Raw genomic sequence first — 17,681 nt, forward strand, 5'->3', positions numbered from 1 at the left:
GCGAAGACCGCGGTCTTCGCTGCGGCGTGCGGCCTTGGCCTCGCGAGTCTCTTCGTCGTCCCCGGGTTGGTCGTCGTCGGGCTCGCTGCCGTACGGACGGTGGCCGAAGTTGACCTTGTTGAACAGCACGTCCAGGGACTGGAAGAGGTGGAAACCGTTCTTGGCTTCCTCATCGACGAGTTCCTCGTCCCGCTCGACAAGTTCGCGCAGGCGGGCCATGGAGTAGCCGGCCTCGTAGCTGCCGTCGTCCGCGGGGAGGATGCCGAGTTCGGGGCGAGCCTCGGCGTACAGGAGGAAGAGGATCCGATAGAGGTAGCGCAGGGATTCGCGGGTGAGTTCCCGGGCGAAGCGGATCTTCGGGTTCTCGATGTCGGCCGGTGCGACATTGTTCTTCGGCTCGGCCATTCGGCTGAGGACTTCGTTGGCGATGACTTCAACCGAGCGCTGTAGTCCATAGCGCAGTTCGTTGGACACGCCGACCGCATTGGTACTGGACGACTTGAGTAGGCCATCGATCGCCCGGCTCTGGTCGTTGTCACCGGGGCGGAGCATGTCCAGACTGAACAGGGCTGCAATGGTAGCCAGTTCACCCTGTTGGGCGCGGTCGTTGCGTTCCAGGGCGGCATCGAGGTTCACTGCGAGGTAGCGGCCTTCGCGCCAGGACTGGCGGTCGGCGAGCAGGATCACACCGCCGATAAGCAGTAGAACGAACCGGGGGTGAGCGCCGCCGGGCTCGTCCAGCTCGCTTTCGAAGAGCCAGGAGGCCAGATCCGCGCCCGTCTCGTAACTCTCGCTCGCGCTGACGCGCAGGGGCGACAGGAGGCGTCCGGAGCCGTCGGCACCCAGGGCGGTGTCGTTGTCGGCGGCCCAGCCGCAGTCGAGCGCGATGATGCCGTAGCCGTGGTAGGCGACGGGCAGGGTGTGCTCGCGTCCGGCGCGGTGCACGGTGAGTTCATTTGGGGTGGCGTCGTATCCGAGGGCGCGCAGCACGGTCTGGTGCCACTCAGCGAGCCGCTTGGCCCACTCAGGGTTGTTGTGCGTATGGAGTCGCGCATCGTCACCAGCATCGCGTTCGGCCGCATCGGCGAAGTAGGCGCGTACGTCTTCGGCGAGGTACATGGAGCGCAGGGCGCGTACCTGTTCGCGAGGGGTCTTGCGTGGGTCGTTCTCGTCGCCCTCACGCAGCGTCCAGGTGGCGAACAGCCCCTTCTTGAGGTCGGCACCGAGCTGTTCGGCAAAGTAGTACGCGGACAGGTACTCGCCGCGATTGACGAAGGAGTCGAACTCGGTACTCATCGTGCAGTGCCTCCTTCGGCGGCGGCGTGCGGTTCCAGGACAGCCAGCAGCCGCAGCATCGGCTCGCCCTTCGTTTCCAGGGACTTGACCAGGCGCATCCGGTCACTCGCGGCCCGACCGACTCCCTGCTTGTCCGGGCGCAGACCGGCGGAGAGGGCGTCCTGCTTCCAGTGGGTGACGCGCTTGCGGTAGGGGGCGAGGGTCTTCTCGATGCGCTGGCGGTAATGCTCCTCAAGCGTGCCGAGGTGCCTCTTGGCCTCATCGATCGCGTCGGGGACCAGAGCGGTCAGACCAGGCAGATCCCGGGGAGTGGCGCGGCCGGGCATGCTCGGGCCGACTCCGTAACGCTCCAGGGCCTCTTCGGTCAGCTCCACCGTGTTCGGCTCCTCGGGCAACCCGGAGACTGCCATCCACTCCACGATGGTCGGTCGGCCCTGGCCATTGGAGTAGATGCCCTGCACCAGGAAGGTGGGACGGTCAACGGCGGCGGCGAGCACCGGAGCCTGGTGGCGGCCGATCTCGACGAGGACCTTGTCGGTCAGCCAGTCAAGGACCGGGTGGACGTCCGTGACGTAAGAGACGTTGGGCCACTGGGACTTGGAGGTCTCCCGGGCCGCTTTCAGACGCGCATCGGCGAGGTCCTTGGAGAAGGTGACGCGCAGTCGGCCCGGTTCGGTCTTACGGGGCATGATCCGCTGCTCGTCCAGGTACGACTTGGGCAACGCCTTGAGCCGGTAGAGCAGATCGCGCGGGGGCTCGAAGGCGATGGTGCCGTCATCGTCGCGCCGCAGGGACAGCTGGTCCTCGGGGTTGGGGTGGCAGACTTGCCGCAGTGCCTCGTCGAAGTAGTCGGCGGTGGAGCGGAAGAGCGTCGGTACCACCGCGCGCGGTACTTCGGGGTGTTCGGGGACCGCACCGACCTGACCGAGTAGCCCGGCCAGGAAGGCGGCACCGCCCTGCTGGGACTGCTTGATCGACTCCTCGACGGTACGGCCGGCGATCAGGTCCTGGGTGAGGCGGTTCTCCTCCTCCTTGGCCCGGTACAGGCCGGTGACGGCCTCGGCTGAGCCCTCGATCTTGTGGGCTTCTTCCTCGCGCCCTAGGAGCTTCTCGCCCACCAGCCGGTCGTCGAGGGTGCGCGGCTGCCCGCTGGTCTCATCTGTGCGCCATGGGATGTCGCTGGTCAGGACCAGTGCCCGGAATTGTGGCGGGTACGCCTGGCCGTAACGGTCGATACGGCCGTTGCGCTGCTCGATACGGATCAGTGACCACGGCAGGTCGTAGTGCACGAGCAGGTGGCACTGCTGGTGCAGGTTGACGCCTTCGGAGGCAACGTCGCCGGTGAACAGGATGCGCACCGGATCGTCGCGCAGCCCGAACTTCTCCACGATGGCCCGCTGCTCTTCGTCGCTGCTGGCCTCGCCGTGCATGACCTGCACCGCGCCGCCGAAGCCCAGCCACGGCTTGCTCTCATCCGGGCTGGTCCCGCTCGGAAAGCCGAGCGCAGCCGGTACGGTCTCGGCCAGCCACTTCAGGGTAGGGATGCGCTCGGAGAACACCACGACCCGGGTGTCCGAGCCAGGCCCGACACCCATCTCGCGCAGTTCAGCCAGGAGCGCGGTGAGTTTCGCCGAGTCGGAGTCTTCGATCTGCTCGTTCAGCTGCTGCAACTCCACCAGAGCCGCACGCTCCCGCTTGACCTCCGCCTCGCGGACCTTCGGATCGACCGGCCGGGTCTGCTTCTTCTTGTCGGCCGACTTTTCGACGGGTGGCTTGTCCAGCGTCGCGATCCGCGTCTTGATCGACTCTCGTAGGGCCCGGTGCGAGGACAGAAACGACTTCAGCAGCTGATACGGCACGAGTTGGTGCCTGCTGACCGAAGGCTGGTCGGGGTCACCTGGAATCCAGCGCGTGGCCAGCTCACGGAAGACGGCGAGCTCCTTTTCACCGGCCGGCGCTCGCAGCGGCTGGGAGGGGCCTCGGTCCGCCCAGGCACCCTTGAGGGATTCGCGTACCTCCGCCGTGGTCTTCGTACGCCGAATGTAGAGGTGGTCGAGGTCCTTGACCTCATACCGGTTCGGGTTGGCGATTGCGGCCTCGTCCAGCATCTTGACCAGCTCGGCGAATGAAGAGGCGTCGCCGTTGTGCGGCGTGGCCGAGGCCAGGACCAGGGCGTCGGTCTTCTTCGCCAGTAGCCGGGCGAGCGCGTTGTTCTTCGTCCCCTGGTTGACGAGGTTGTGGGATTCGTCGATGACGACGGCGTCCCACTCGGTGTGCTCCAGGTGGTGGGCGTAGACGTCGCTCTTCAGCGTGTCCACGGAGATGATCGCCCGCTTGAAGTACGCGAACGGGTTGCGGCCGGCGGGGATGTCCTGCTGCACCCGCTGGATCCCCGTCGAGTCCAGCCGCACCAGCGGGATCGCGAACCGGGTCCACAGCTCACGCTGGAACTGCTCCAGCACATGCTGCGGAGTCACGACCAAGATCTTCTCGCCTCGACCGCGCCGGATGAGCTCGGCAAGGAGAACCCCGATCTCCAGGGTCTTGCCCAGACCCACCACGTCCGCGATTAGGATCCGCGGCCGAGGATTCTTCATCGACAGCGCGAGCTCGGCAGGCCGCAGCTGGTGGACCTGCTGGTCCATGAGGAAGTTGTCCGCCAGCGCCAGCCCGTGCTCGGTCTGCGGCAGGAACGTCTTCCGCATGATCGCCTCAAGGAACAGGCGGGCTCTCCGATGGTTCGAAGAGTCGTCCGCGACCAGTCGCGTCTCGCGTGGGTCGAGCACGCTTACAAGATCGAGCTTGTCGTAGAACACGGCCTCGACCCCACGGACGAACGAAGAGATGCCGGTGACCTCGACCATCCACCCGTCGCGGTCCGTGGACCTGCACTTGCGCACCAGCCATAGCTCGTCGCGGATCTCTACCTGCGCTCCGGCGGCGTACCCGGACGTGGACGGAGGCTGTTGCTCGGGCGAGGGCTCGTCGGGCTCCCAGGCATCCCATATCGCATCGCTCTGGCCGCCCGTGACTCCCGCCTCGACGCTCAACGTCTGCTCCGATCCTTCACCAGCGGCACTCATGCCGCTGAATTTCTTCCGGGTCTGCCGCCAGCAGATCAGTCGGCCACTCGACCCGTTTCAGCAAGTTTCCCACCAGGTATTACGGCCTCGGGCCGTCAGAGGGTGGAATTCACCGCGTACTGCTCCCGTAGTTCGCCCGCCACCCGCTTGGATGCCACAGGCCGCTCCCGCGAAGTGCGAGCTTTTGGCCTCACAGGTGCCGTGGGCAACTCAGGCACGAGTTCTTCGTCGGCTTCCGGCTCCTCAGGCACAGGCCGAATGTCGAGCGGGCCGACGAGGTTGTGCGAGTCCACGATCGCGGCCTGCTCATCGATCAGCTTCTCGATCGATGCAGAGGACGGTTCCGGCGTGGGAGTGTTCCCGCCAGCTGCTGTCGTGCGGTCGATGAGGGCGAGTCGCGCGTCGGCCGGCGTCCTGCCCGCTGCCTTCATGAGATCCGCGCAGGCATCCGCCACCTCGGCCAGACTGGGCCGGCCTTCCGGCGTGTGTGCGAGCATCGCCGCGAGCAGCTCCTTGAAGCCTTCAGGCACACCGCTCAGATCCGGGCCGATCTCCGGGTTCGAGACCTGCATGGCGACGGCTTCCCACTGGTGTCCGTCGTACGGATAGTGCCGAGCCGCGGCGTATAGGAGGACCGTGCCCAGCGCGTACACATCCGCCGCCGGCGTCACCTGCGGATGCCCGCTCGCCTGCTCCGGGGGCATGCAGCGGACGGTCCCGATGATCATCCCGCTGTGCGACAGCGTGTCCTTGGCAGCGTCCATGAACGCACTGAGTCCGAAGTCGATGATTATGGGGCCTTCGCTGCCCAGCATGACGTTCTGAGGCTTCAGGTCCCGGTGTAGCAGTCCCGCATCGTGTACGGCACTCAGCCCTTCGGCAAGGAGCGCTCCGAGGCTGGCCACCAACGGCAGCGGCAGCGCGCCGTCACTATCCACGCAGTCCAGCAGGGTCCGGCCAGCCACATACTCCATCGCCAGCCACGGACGATCCGCGAACGGATCGGCATCCAGGAACCGCGCCACCCGGTTGGTGCCGATCACTGTGCGAGCGATCAGAGCTTCCTTCTCGAAGCGCGCTCGCGTGACCGGGTCCAACTTGTCGGTGCGAATGACCTTCACAGCTACAGGGGAGCCCGCGGGGGAGTACGCGAGATATACCTCGCCCATGCCGCCGGAGCCGAGCTCCCGAGCCACGGTATAGCGGCCAATCTGAGTGGGGCTCCCGGTCATGAGCTCAGTCCACGCCTTTCCACGTCAGCATGTGCTTGGGTCACTTACGCCGCTAGTTTGCCTGGTCTCCGAGCACTCTCGGGAACCAGCCCATCCCAGCGGTCATGAGAAGAGAGAGGTGACCATGATCCGGCCTCTCACGGACTGTGTGACCCCGAGCACTGGACGTTGGCTTGAAATCGGCGTTTTACATGCTCATGCCCAGGAGCTTGATCGGCTTCATGAGATTGGCACCCGGATCCGCCTGCTGCAGCTCTGGAGCCATGCAGGTGGTAGGACAGGCCCGGCTATCCAGATACTTCCGTAGGGCGGTGAGCGGCAGGGGCCCAGTCCTTCAGAAGGCTGTCGGCGACGGCTTCCTCGTAGACGGCGAGTTTCTCCCTTGCCATGGTCTCGGCGAGTTTCGGGTCCCACAACGTGTCCTGGGGCTTGCCGTCGAGCGGGACATGGTCGATGTCGGCACGGACGCCGTTGAGATAGTCCGCGCTACTCATGCGCCATGGCTCGGCGCCGTAGCGGGTAAGCAATGCATTGGTCATCGCGATGCCGGGCCAGTCGAAGTCGCCGTGGTACCGCAGTAGACCGCCGTTGTCGACGATGAGCCGGGCAAGGCGGTGGAAGGCGGTTGAGGGGCGGCCTTCTGCGCAGATCAGTGGTGGGCTGCTCGCGCCAAGTTCGCCAGCGGCGCGGCGCAGTACGGCGGGGTTCTCACAGACGTACACCGTTGGCAGGTTCACGGTGATCGGCAGAGTGATGAGCTGGTGGAGCGTGATGTGGAAAGGGGTGCCGTAGCGGGCGGCGTCGGTAAGCCACTGGCCCAGCCCTTGTCCGGTCGCGGGGAGGTTGAGGACGAGGACGCGGCTGGCGAGGTCGTCGACGATGACGTCGAAGGTGTCCCACAGCTCGCGCCGGGCCTCGGCTCCTGATCCGAGCGGGATTCCGCGTGCCATGGCCAGGGCCCGCAGGACCAGGGTCGGCAGAGAGCCGCGGCCGGGGTTGAGGGCTTTGGTGTCTCCTGTGGTGGCGTCGGCCAGTGAGGGCAGCATGACCGGGGGCGATCCGCTGGGTCGGTTGTAGAGGAATTCCAGGACGCGGACAGCCTGGCTGAGGAGGTGAGTGTCCTCCTTGTTGATCAGGCCAGTGATCGTGCCGTCGGATGCGAGGCTGGCCAGCCATTGCTGATACCAGGGGTGCTCGGTGTGCAGCGGGCTGGTCTCGCCCTCGGCCAGGATTCTCTGCCGGGCTTGTTCGAGTGTGGTCCGCTCATCGGCGCGGAAGCGCAGCTCTGGGCCGATCCGTTCCAGGACATCGCGGAGTGACATGCCCGCGACGTTGCGGATGCTCTCCTCCAGCGCCGCGAGGGGGATGGTGATGCGGCGGATGTCGGGCGAGCGGTAGGTGCCGGTGATGCCGATGACTGCGTTGCGTTCGGCTGTGCTCGGGTTGGTCAGGCCGATGGAGCCCTCGATCTCGCCGCCGTTGCGCTCGAGCGAGCGCCGGGCAGCGGCCAGGAGCCGGCGGAACTCAGGGCCCCGGTATCGCTCGAATGTCTCTGCTGCCTTGGTCATGCTGATTCCTCGGCGTCGTCGCTCGTCGGCTCGTCGTCGGGGATGTCACCGAGCAGTCCTGCCTGCGCGGGGACGTGGCGACGGGGCGTGAAGCCGAGGAGTTCGGCGGCCAGGTCGTCGGATCCTGGGTATTCGAGGTCGTCGAGGATCTGTTCGCCGTCCCAGACGAGCAGCATGGCGGAGACGGTGTGGGATGCCTCGTCGTGCTTCATGTCGTAGTGCGAGATCTGCGGCACCTCGGGGTAGGTGATCCACAGGTCGTAGCCGGTCATGAAGAGGTCGAGGTCGAACTTGGCCGTGAGGGCGAGAAGGTCGGGGCGGTACTTCTCGTCGATGCCGGCGAATGCCTCGTCCAGCGCGATCAGCCGCGGGCAGGTGGGGTATGCGGAGCTGTACTGGGCGTGGGCGGCTGCGAAGAGCGGCAGGTGGATGGAGGCGGACTTCTCACCGCCGGACATCACGCTGTGCTTGGCCTTGGTGAGGACCTCCCCCTTCTTCTTCTCCTCCGGGCTCATGCCCTGCCGGAACAGGCGGAGTTCGAACCTGCGCCAGGCGCGGTAGTCCAGGACCTCGGCGATCACCTGCTGGTAGCTGCGCTTCTTGTCGGCAGCGGCCTTGGCGCGGATCTGGCTGCGCAGGTGGGAGCGGAGTTCGGCCAGCCCGGCGGGGCCCAGGCCGGAGGCGTCCTTGTCGAGCAGCCTGTTGACGGCCTGCTGGGAGTCGGTGAGGGCGTCGGAGACAACCCAGTTGATGCCAACCGTCGCGCCGGAGGACATCGGCTTGGCCCGGGTATCGGCGTCCATGCTTTTGACCAGGTCGCGGGCGGCGATGGTGCGGTCGTGGATCTGCTGGGCCAGGCCGGTCAGGAGCCCGTCCTCCAGGACGGTGCGTTCCTTGTCTTCCAAGAGCACACTCTGGTCGGCGAGCTGTTCGGCCAGACGGCGTCCGAAGTCCGCTACGGGGGCGGGTCCTTCGCTGTCGGTGACCCGGGCCAGGATGATGTCGCCGGCCGGTTCCCACTCGAAGAGGTAGCCCTGGTCGGATTCCAGCAGGGCCGCCTCCAGCGTGGTGATGGCGGTGGAGATCTTTGTCGTGACGGTCTTCAGGAGGCTCGCGGTGATCGGGCGACCACGGGTCGCCTCGTCGAGCGCGGTGATCAGTGAGACGACGGATGCCGGGACGACGCTTTGGGCGGCCTCCGTGCCCGTGCGGGAGGTTTCGGGCGAGGTGAGGCTGTCCATGAGGGCTTGGACTGCCTGCTCGGCGCTCGGCCACATGTCGTGCGGTAGCCAGATGGTGTCGGCGTTTGCTTCGAGCAGGCCGAGAAGGTCGGGCCGGGCGTACGGCTCCAGCGTGAGTGTGGTGCGCACCTGCTCGGCCACGGCCGTGGCCAGTGCTGCACGGCCGAACTCCAGGGCATGGTCGGCCTTCAGAAGCCGGTCTCGCTGCTCTTCCGCATCCTTCTTCGCACGGCCGTATGTCGTCTCTGCCTCCGCGAGCTGTTCCTCGGACTCCGCGATCTGCTGGAGAATCTCCTGCAGAGGGGCTTCGAGCGTTGCCTCCTGGGTCCGCAGACGCTCCTCCTGAACGGCGAACTCGTCCTTGCGCGCCTGCAGCGCCTCGGCCTGCTCTGTGCAGGACTCGGTCTGCTCTTCGATGATCTCCTTGCGGCCGGCGATGTCGCGCTCGGCGGCACCGGTCTGCTCACGGCAGGAGGAGAGCGCTCTGCCGGCGTCGGCGAAATCGTCGACGGCCTGGGTGACGTTGTCCAGTTCCTCCCGATGCGTGGGCAGCCGCGCGGCCGTGGCGGCATGCCGAAGCTGGCGGTTCTTCTCATGGGCCCGGGCGATCGCCCCGTCGAGTCGCTTGCGTGCTTCGGTGAGGCGGCGGCGGGCTCCGGCGACCTTCTCCGCCACTACCGCCACCTCACGCACGGCTTCGGTGATCGCCTGCGTGCGGGGGAGCTCACGCCTGGCGCGGTCGAAGTCGTCGAACGCTTCGTGCGCGTACCGCTGCTGTTCCTCGATGCCGGCGCGCTCAGCTTCCAGGACGGCGATGGATTCTTCGAGGCGTTCCAGCCGTTCGCGGCGGCGGGCGGCCCGCGCGGTGGCCCCGATGTACTCCGGCTGTGCCTTGGGATGCGCACCGACCTGGACGCCGAGGCAGAAGTGCGACCCCGTGGTCACCGAGGGGGCAGACAGCGCATCGTCTGCTGCCGGGGCGTCGTCCATGACGGCGATGGAGGCCAGGACAGCCTGGACGGCAGCAGAGCTGACGTGCTGCTGATCTTCGACGAGCAGGACATCGGCCAGGGTGCGTCCGGTGGGTCGCTGAGCAGGAGGCAGCGGGCGCAGATAGGCGTCGGCGACCTTGTCGTGCAGTGACTGGTCGGTCAGTGCAGCGTCGGGGTGCAGCCATGCGGTGAGCAGGCCGGCCGCATACAGGGCGCCTTCCACCGCAGCCGCGTGGCCGTCGGAGATGTGATCGGCGAACCGTACGAGCTGCCACAGCGGAGCGCCCGGCCGCTCATCGCGGCTGGCAGGGCGCAGGTCACTGGAGGGGGGTGCATCGTCGCCCTCGGCTGCCACGGTGTCGCGCTCGGCCTGCCTGGTTCGCAGGGCGTCCGCAATGTCGCTGTGCTGCCGCTTCAACGTTTCGACGCGGGTCAGTGCGCTGGTGCGGCGTCGGTCGGCGAGGGTATGGAAGACCTCCGGCAGCGGGGCCGCTTCGGGTTCCTCCACGGCGTCGATGGCCGCGCGCAGCACGTTGCCGTCGGCGGCGACCAGTACCGCGGTGTCGTCGCTGCCGCTCCAGCGGCCGATGAAGTCGTCCAACTCCCGGCCGGTCTCGACGCGGGCGGTCGTGAGCTTCTCGGCCGTTGCGGCGGACTGCCGCTCGGTCTCAGCCAGCTCGCCGCTCGCCGCGTCACAGTGTTCCTGCTCGCGTTCTTGGTCCTTCGCGGCGTCCTCGAAGGCGCCGAGCAGGTCTTGTACGTCCTGCAGTTCGCTGCGACGCGCGGCAACCCGACCCGCGATGTGCGTGTCCAGCTCAGCACCGAGATCCAGCGTGTCGTCGTCGTGGAGGATGCCGCAACGGCGCGCCGCTTCCATGAGGCCGTGGGTGTGCCGGGAGGCAGCTTTGCACAGTTCATCGTGTCGTTGGAGGGCGCGGTCCGCCTCCCGCTTGAGAGTGGCCAAGCTCTCCTGGGCCCGGTTGAGGTGGCGTTCGCTGCCGGCGATACCCAGGCGCTCGGTGCGTACGCGCTCGCGCAGCTCCTTGAGCCCGTCCTGTTTCTTGATGGCGTCGTGGTTCTTGTACTCGGTCAGGCGGGCGTCGATCTCGTTGCACCGGCGTTCGCCGGTATCCCGCTCCTGCTGTGCCGCGGTCAGTTGCTGTTCAGCGGTGCGGCGGGCGACCGCCGCTTCCATGATCGTCTCGCATTGGGTGGCCGTGTCCTGGATGCGTCCGGAGACCTGGTCGATGCGGTCACGGGCATGGGCGCGCAGGTAACTGGTGTATTCACGCAGGAAGTTCCGGACTGCGGTATCTGCACCCATAAGGGCGTTGAGAAGCGCCTGGATCTCGGCGAGGTTCTCGAAGTCGCGGGCAGCTTGGAGGACGAGGGCATCATCGACGGGGCGCAGTCCGGCGGTGAGGGTGTCGGACACCTTGACCGGGTCGAGGTCCTTGGCCAGCAGCGGGCGCCGCAGTTGGAGGAGAAGATTGACCAGCTGGTTGTAGCGCTCGCGGCCCAGCCCGAACAGCCGGTCATCGATCGCCTCACGGTATGCCTCCGCCGTGGCGTAGGTGGCCCCTTCGCCCAGCAGCTTCTTCAGGGCGTTCTCCCGCAGCGGGCGCGAGGCGGCATCCAGCAGGCCGAAGTCGATACCGACCCTGCCCTCGGTGACGAAGAAGAAGCGGGCCGGCGTGGACATGGGCTTGGTCACCCGCATGCCGATCCCCACGGTGACGGCTTCGAGGACCTCATCATCGGGTCCGGTGCGGGCGAACTCCATCCATACATAGCCGTAAGCGGACTCCTGCTCTTTGTAGAGCAGGTTCGACTTCATGGTCCGCTCCTCGCCGCTGAACGGATCAAGACGCCGCGCGTCAAGGACACCGTCCAGTACGAGGGGGAACAGCACTTCGAGGGCCTTGGTCTTGCCGGAGCCGTTGTGCCCGCGCAGGACCAGGCGGCCGTCGGCGAAGACGAACTCCTCGTCGGTGTAGTCCCAGAGGCCGATCACCCCGGCGCGCGTGGGCTTGAAGCGAACCTCCGGCTGGTCAGCGGTGCGGGAGTGAGGGATGAGCGTCATCGAGAAGTTTCCTCTGTGGGGAAGTCGAGTGCGAACTGGCCGTCGAGCGCGGGACGTGGCAGGACGGCGGTGATGTTGCGGTAGCGGCCTGCTGCAGGCCGCACCAGGACTCCGCCGGGGACGATATGGGCAAGGCACAGGTCCGCCAGGAGCGCGATCGCCTCTGCCAGCAGCCCGCCGGGATCGGCCTGCCATTTGTTGGTGAAGGAGGAGGGGCCGAACTCTTCATAGAGTTCGTTGATCATCTGCTCCAGCGTGCCGTGTTCCACGAAAGGCAAGCCCGTCTGGTCCTCATGCTCCGTGGCGTCGGGATCGGCCTCGTCCGCGTATTGCACGGTGTCCGCGTGGGGGGCGTGAGCCAGGGCTTCGAGCGTGCCGGCCTGCGGCAGGGCCATATCGATACGGCTCAGCAGGTCCGCGTGTTCCTCTCCCGGATCGGCGGGCAGAAGGTACTGGAGACTGCTGGCTCGGTCCGGGTCCTCCCGCAGGTCCGCGATCTTCGCGAGCATCAGCCCGGCGGTGCGGTTGACCGCTCCGCCACGGCCGGGGAACCGCTTGTCGGTGAAGTGCCCAGTGGTGTCGACGAGCATGATCCCCTCGGCCCGGCGTTCGACAGGCAACCCGGTCAGCCGTGCGATGTCCTCGGCCAGGGTGGGCTGGCGCAGCGCTATAGCCGTCTCCGCGTCGGTGTCGCCGAAGTAGACCACCGGGTACTCGATCAGCAACCGCCGGGCTCGCTGGGCAGCGAGTCGCCGACGGGGGTCCCGTCCGGTGCCGGCGGTCGGCGTGTCCAGCAGGCCAGCAGCGCTGACCAGGTGCTGCAGGGGCTTGTTCGGCCGGAACAGCGCCGCGCAGGTGTCGTGGTCGATGTCGAACAGCGCGTCCCCACGGTCGTGGTCACGGGCCCAGTCCTCCATGGACCCGTCGGAGATCCGCAGCGCACCGCGGTCGACCAGCCAGTCCACCACGTCAACGACCGCGTCCTTGTGACCCGGCGCGGTCGCATCGAATCCCAGGTACTCGATCGCATTGGCGGAGGGCGCGAGAAGTTTGACGAGATCGGCGAGGTTGATCTCGACCCGAGACCGGTGCAGGCACGCCAGGATCAGACAGAGGTAGGCCAGCCGTCGCCGGTCGAACGGCTTCTTGCTCTTCACCGTCAGGAACGCCTGGCTGGTATCGAAGGCATCCAGCCGCCGCAACAGCCGTGCGTGACGGGCGCTGGTCTGCAAGGAGTAGCCGAACAGGTCCCGGAAATCTTTGGCCAATTCGTCGGCCCACTGCAGCACCAGCGCAAGGGCCTTGGCCCGCGGGTAGCTCTCGTTGACGACGCCGTGCAGCAGCATGAGCCGGGCCGCTTGCTGGTACGAGCCAAGGTCCGCAGGCTCCACAGTTGCGGCTACGCGATGGGCGGGCATCAGGACATCTCCGATCGGCGCCGACGCATCGCACCATGGGGCTTGATCTCCAGAGTGAAGCCAGGCAGGTGCAGCGTGCCGGTCTCGGTCCGCAGCTGGCTGCCGCGCTCGCGCGGGACCAGGCGCAACGTCAGGACGTCGCTGCTGCCGGTCCCCGAACGCAGTCGGCCCGCCACGATCGTCCGCGCCTGCAGGGCACGGGTCAGCAGCTTGAGCACAGCGCGCGTCTCCGCCGCGTTCAGTACTCGATCGTGGGGCCCATGGTCCAGAAGATCCGTGGCGGCCTCCCGGTCCGCCGCCCGATCCGCCAACTGCTGCTCACGCAGCCGGGCATGGGCACCACGGCTCGTACGGACCGGCTGCGGGCCGCCCGGCGCCGGCCGCTTGCCATGCCGGAACAAGCTGATGCTGACCTCCACCCCGGGCGCATCCCACCACGTCGTTCGCGGCGAGATCTGGTCATCATCGTCATGCGCGCCCGACAGATGCCGCACCGAGCGCAGGTCGAAAGCAGCGGACACCAGAGCGTTCGCCGCCTGCTCATCAGGCGCCCCGGCCGCCCAGGCGGCGAGATGCCGCAACTGGGTGGTCCGGCTCACCCCGCCTCGACGCGACTCCGTCACCTGCCGCAGCAGAGCGATGACCCCGGAGATGGCGGTGCGGGTAGCGCCTTGCAGCTGGGCGGCCTTGGTCTCCCCAGCACCTTCCGCCAAGAACCACTGGCGCAGCCCCATCCAGCGCCGCCGCCAGTCCTCAAGCCGCGCGGCCGGACGCATCATGGGCCGCTCATCCACTGCGGCGGCCCGCTCCAACAGGGTCTCCACCCCACTGTCTTCCACCTCGTACACGACCTCGGCCAGCCGGGGCGCGTAGCGTTCCAGCTCAGCCGTGAACTCACTCATGTGCGCCAGCAACGCATGCTTGTAGCGCAGGAACGTCTCCGGGGAGATATCCGTCGTACGCGCCACATCGTTGAGGGTCAGATAGAAACGCGCCGCCCGCTGCGTCATGTCCTCCAACACGCTGTCGAGACGGGCGAGCTTGCGGTACACCTCGTCCCGGTCGCCTTCCCGGTTCGCGGCCGCCAGCGCCTTGAAGTCCGCCAGGATGTCGGCGAAGACCAGCCGTGACAGGTTGGCGTCCTGCACACGGGAGCCGATGACCTCCTCCACGGCGCAGTAGACGCGGTAACCGATCTCCGTGAACTGGTAGACCGACTGCCGGTTTCGGTATGCGGCCAAATTGCCGCACCGCGCCGCGTCCTCCACCCGGTAGAGGACCTGCTCATTGTCCCCGGAGAGGTTGTCGAGCATGGCCCGCAGGTTCAAGTCCGCGGCGGACGGCACCTCGTCATGGGCTTTCGCGAGCTCGCTGAGCGCGCTCGCCACGTCGTCGGGATGGACCTGCAGCTGGTGTACGGCCCGCAGCACGTTCATTGCCCGCAGCACCCACAAATATGCCAAGTGGTCATCACGCTGGGTGAAGCTGAACAGTCGTAGGCGGTCGCCCACCGTCAATGAATCAAGATCGAATGACTCGGAGATTCCCGACTCATCTCGCTGGAACACCAAAGCCGCCCTCATCTCGCCTCGCATTGCCCATACCCTGGCAGGTAGCACTGACAATCTCTCTGGGGCCGGGAGAGAGGCTGGGTTTCCCAGCTGTTTGCCGCAGCGCTGTCCGTGGGTGTCTCTTTTTCTGTCGGGGCCTCTGGGTTCCTCCAGGAGACGGATTCGCCTTTATGGAAGGTGCAGGGGCACCGCTGGTCGGCGACATGCCAGGCCGTTTCCAGGGGCCAGCGTATGGCGGGTCACAAGTGATGCCCTTGGCCCTCGGGTGCCCAAGGGCCGGGCTACCGGCGGGCTGATGGGTGTTGCTGGGTTTGATCGTGGGTGGGGAAGAGACGCCGCTCGGCGAACGGCCAGGGGCTAGCTGCTGCAGCCGCAAACACGGTCGGCCCCTCATGGAGGCGAGTGAGAACGCCGAGAAGGAGCTTGTGGGAGACGACCAGGAGGGGGCCGTGCCTCTGGGCGGTTCGGTGTAGAAGCTGGGCGCAATAGCTGGCGCGGGCGTGAAGGTCGGTGAGACTTTCGCCGTCTTCGCAGCGCAGGGAGGGGTTGGTGAGCCGACGGGCGCGCCAGGCCCGGTAGGCCGGCGGATAGGTCTCGGCGGTGCGGCCGAGGACGATGCTCGGGGCGCGCCATTCGGCGAGGAGGCCGGAGGTGGCGACGATCGGCAGGCCCGTGAGGTGCGAGATGAGGGACGCGGTCTGTCGGGCGCGGGGGATTGGGCTGGTGACGATGGCGGTGATGCCGTCGGCGAGGGGCAGGGAGCGGCGTACTCCGTCGCGACCGTCCACGGTGAGGGTGGCCTCGTGCGGGGCGTGGTAGCCGGAGTGGTGGCCTTCGTAGGCGCCGTGGCGCATGAGCCAGATGTCAGCCAAGGATCCAGCCTCCGTCGACGCGCAGGGTCTGGCCGGTGATGAAGCCGGCGTCGTCTGTGGCGAGGAAGGCGACGGCTGCGGCGACGTCGTCCGGGAGGCCCCGGCGCTGGACGCATTGGCGGGCGAGCTGCCGGGCGGTCATGGCCTCCGGGTCGTCGACGACCGTGTCCTCGGCGGGGACGCGGATGGAGCCGGGGGCGACGCAGTTCGCGGTGATGCCGACGGGGCCGAGCTCGCGGGCGAGGGCGCGGGTGAGTCCTTCGAGGCCAGCCTTCGCACTGATATAGCCGGCGAGGTCGTGGCGGCCCGCCGTGGCGAGGACGGATCCGATCGTGATGATCCGGCCCCAGCCGACGGTGGTCATAGCGGAGGTCAGCTCGTGGGCGAGGAGGTAGTGGCTGGTCAGGTTGGTGGCCAGCGTGTCGTCCCAGTGGGCGAGCGTCGTCTCCGTCCACGGTCGGCGCGGGTAGGCACCGGCGGCGCTGACGAGGATGCCGACGGGGCCGCGCTGGTCGTGGGCCTGGTGGCAGAGAGCGCGTACGGAATCGGAGTCCCGGAGGTCAGCTTCCAGAAGGATGGCAGTACCGCCCCTTCCGGTGATCTGGGCGGCAAGCTCGGCTGCGGCCCGATCGTCGTCGTCGAGGTGGGCGAGCAGCACGGCGGCTCCGTCGTCGGCGAGGCGGAGGGCGATGGCCGATCCGATACCGCCAGTGGCTCCGGTGACCAGGGCGGTGCGGCCGTTCAGGGGGCCTGACATGGCGACTCCAATGGGCAGAAGTAGGCGGCGGGGTCGAAGACGGGGCTCATGGCCTCAGCGAGCCGGACGAGAAGGACCAGCCGGTCCTCGGGGACCAGGTCGGCCAGGTCGTAGACGCCGAGAATGCGCATGGCCAGGTAGGGGCGAAGAAGGTTCGCCAGGTCCGCACCGGACCAGAGGCGGTCCGCGACCGGCCGTACGAGCCGGTCCAAGTACGCGGTCACGGCGGCTCGTCGGGGAGCTGCGAGGCGCGGGGTGTAATCGATGTGAATGGTGCTCGTGGTGCGGTCAACGCCCGCCCGCCGAACCTCGGGTGTGTTGGCCGGTACGCGATCGAAGGCCGCGGGGTGGTCGGCGAAGGCGGCCGGGTTGTAGGTCGGTACGAGCCAGCCGCCGAGGGCGGAGGCGTACCAGAGGAAGTTGGCGAACTCGCCCAGGATGCTGTTCATCCCTGCGGTGTCGTAGTCGAACCAGGCGAGTGGGTGGGCGAGGTTGACGTCGGTGGGGTCGCCCTGGGTGAGGGCCGCCCAGATCGGTTCCGGAGTGGCGAAGCGGGTGCGTAGCCAGCGGAGGGTGGCGGCCCAGTCCATGTGGTGCCGACGGCCGTTGATGCTCAAGGTGTACGTGCCGAGGCGCGACAGGGGGGTGTCGATGAGGCCGTCGGCGACCAGGAAGTCCTTCCCGGCGTAGTACGTGTCGAGCCGCCCGCCGGGCGCTGCGCGGTCCCAGTACAGCTTGCGGACAACACGGGTCGGATCGGTCGGCCGCGCGGTCGTGAGGATGACCTCGCGGTACGTGGTGGTGAGCCGGTCCATGTAGTTGTGAAGGTCGCTGCTCGGCTCGTCCGTGTTGAGGAGGTCGAGTAGGAGTCCTTGATCCGTTCCGCCGGGGAGGCGTTCGTACGCGAGGAGGTGTCCGCCGGGTACGCGGTGGTGGGCGTGGAGGGCGGGGACGCGGTAGTGCCGGGCCAGGCGGGCGTGTCCGCGGATCTCCTGGCGGGCTTCGGCCGGGTTGCGGGTGTACTTCAGGAGCAGGGGGCGGCCGAGGAGGTCGATGGGGCAGAGCAGGTTGCGGGTGAAGCGTCGTAAGGGACCGATCCGCAGGCGAGGCTGGACGGTCATCGCCCTACCTCGTTCAGCAGGTCGAGGCAGACTCGGGCCAGGGAGGCGGGCGGGAAGGTGTCCATGTGGACGTCCGTGTCCGGGGCTATGGCGTCGCGGACGGGGCAGAGGTCGCCCTGGTGCATGCGGTCGGACTGGTCGGTGGCGACGGCGTGGTGGTGAGGCAGGCCGGTGCGCCATTTGCTGTGACTGTGACGTGCGTACAGGCCGACGACCGGCGGGCCGTCGTCTCCGCTGCCGCGTGCCAGAGCGGCGAGGTGAGTGAGGCCGGTGTCGTTGCCGACGATCAGATGGCAGCGAGGGAAGAGGTCCGTCAAGTCGTCGGCCGGCACTCCGTCGAGGTGCAGGACCTGAACGTGACGCCTCGGTGGCTCCGCAGAGATCTTGAGGCCGCCGTCCTGGGCACCGCCGATGAGTAGGAGCCGGGCCTGTGACTGCTGCGCCTCG

Annotated in this window: 10 protein-coding genes and 1 pseudogene; all 11 read right to left on the bottom strand. The window is 67.6% G+C overall.

Annotation, left to right across the window (positions count from 1 at the left end; translation table 11 throughout):
* Positions 1-1,296, bottom strand: a pseudogene (locus J1C73_RS20700) (hypothetical protein); the annotation flags it as partial.
* The gene (locus J1C73_RS20705; protein WP_207317728.1) at positions 1,293-4,379 is read right to left on the bottom strand and encodes an SNF2-related protein; all 3,087 of its coding nucleotides are present in this window, start codon (positions 4,377-4,379) and stop codon (positions 1,293-1,295) included. The gene J1C73_RS20705 and the pseudogene J1C73_RS20700, both read right to left, overlap by 4 nt.
* Before the next feature lie 95 nt (positions 4,380-4,474).
* Entirely contained in the window at positions 4,475-5,611 is a 1,137-nt protein-coding gene (locus J1C73_RS20710) for a serine/threonine-protein kinase (RefSeq protein WP_207317729.1), read from the bottom strand.
* A 287-nt stretch (positions 5,612-5,898) separates the two neighbouring features.
* On the bottom strand, positions 5,899-7,179 hold the full coding sequence (locus tag J1C73_RS20715) for a TIGR02679 family protein (RefSeq protein ID WP_207317730.1): 1,281 nt from the start codon (positions 7,177-7,179) through the stop codon (positions 5,899-5,901).
* A complete protein-coding gene (locus tag J1C73_RS20720; protein WP_207317731.1) occupies positions 7,176-11,495 on the bottom strand; it encodes a TIGR02680 family protein in 4,320 nt (1,439 codons plus the stop codon). The genes J1C73_RS20715 and J1C73_RS20720 overlap by 4 nt, the downstream gene beginning before the upstream one ends.
* A complete protein-coding gene (locus J1C73_RS20725; protein WP_242644471.1) occupies positions 11,492-12,841 on the bottom strand; it encodes a DUF2398 family protein in 1,350 nt (449 codons plus the stop codon). Before J1C73_RS20725 ends, J1C73_RS20720 begins: the two co-directional genes overlap by 4 nt.
* Positions 12,842-12,912: 71 nt before the next feature.
* Positions 12,913-14,481: a TIGR02677 family protein gene (locus tag J1C73_RS20730; protein WP_207317736.1), complete on the bottom strand. Its 1,569-nt coding sequence runs from the start codon at positions 14,479-14,481 to the stop codon at positions 12,913-12,915.
* 284 nt (positions 14,482-14,765) lie between these two features.
* Positions 14,766-15,356, bottom strand: a complete 591-nt coding sequence (locus J1C73_RS20735; protein WP_207317733.1) for a histidine phosphatase family protein — start codon at positions 15,354-15,356, stop codon at positions 14,766-14,768.
* The gene (locus J1C73_RS20740; RefSeq protein WP_207317734.1) at positions 15,349-16,113 is read right to left on the bottom strand and encodes an SDR family NAD(P)-dependent oxidoreductase; all 765 of its coding nucleotides are present in this window, start codon (positions 16,111-16,113) and stop codon (positions 15,349-15,351) included. The genes J1C73_RS20735 and J1C73_RS20740 overlap by 8 nt, the downstream gene beginning before the upstream one ends.
* Positions 16,098-17,234 (bottom strand): hypothetical protein, encoded by a 1,137-nt coding sequence (locus J1C73_RS20745; RefSeq protein WP_207317735.1) that lies wholly within the window; start codon positions 17,232-17,234, stop codon positions 16,098-16,100. The genes J1C73_RS20740 and J1C73_RS20745 overlap by 16 nt, the downstream gene beginning before the upstream one ends.
* A partial coding sequence (locus J1C73_RS20750; protein ID WP_278186602.1) for a glycosyltransferase family 9 protein occupies positions 17,231-17,681 on the bottom strand: 451 nt, incomplete at its 5' end. The genes J1C73_RS20750 and J1C73_RS20745, both read right to left, overlap by 4 nt.

It is taken from the genome of Streptomyces laculatispora, assembly GCF_017353455.1.
GTDB classification, from domain to species: Bacteria; Actinomycetota; Actinomycetes; order Streptomycetales; family Streptomycetaceae; genus Streptomyces; species Streptomyces laculatispora.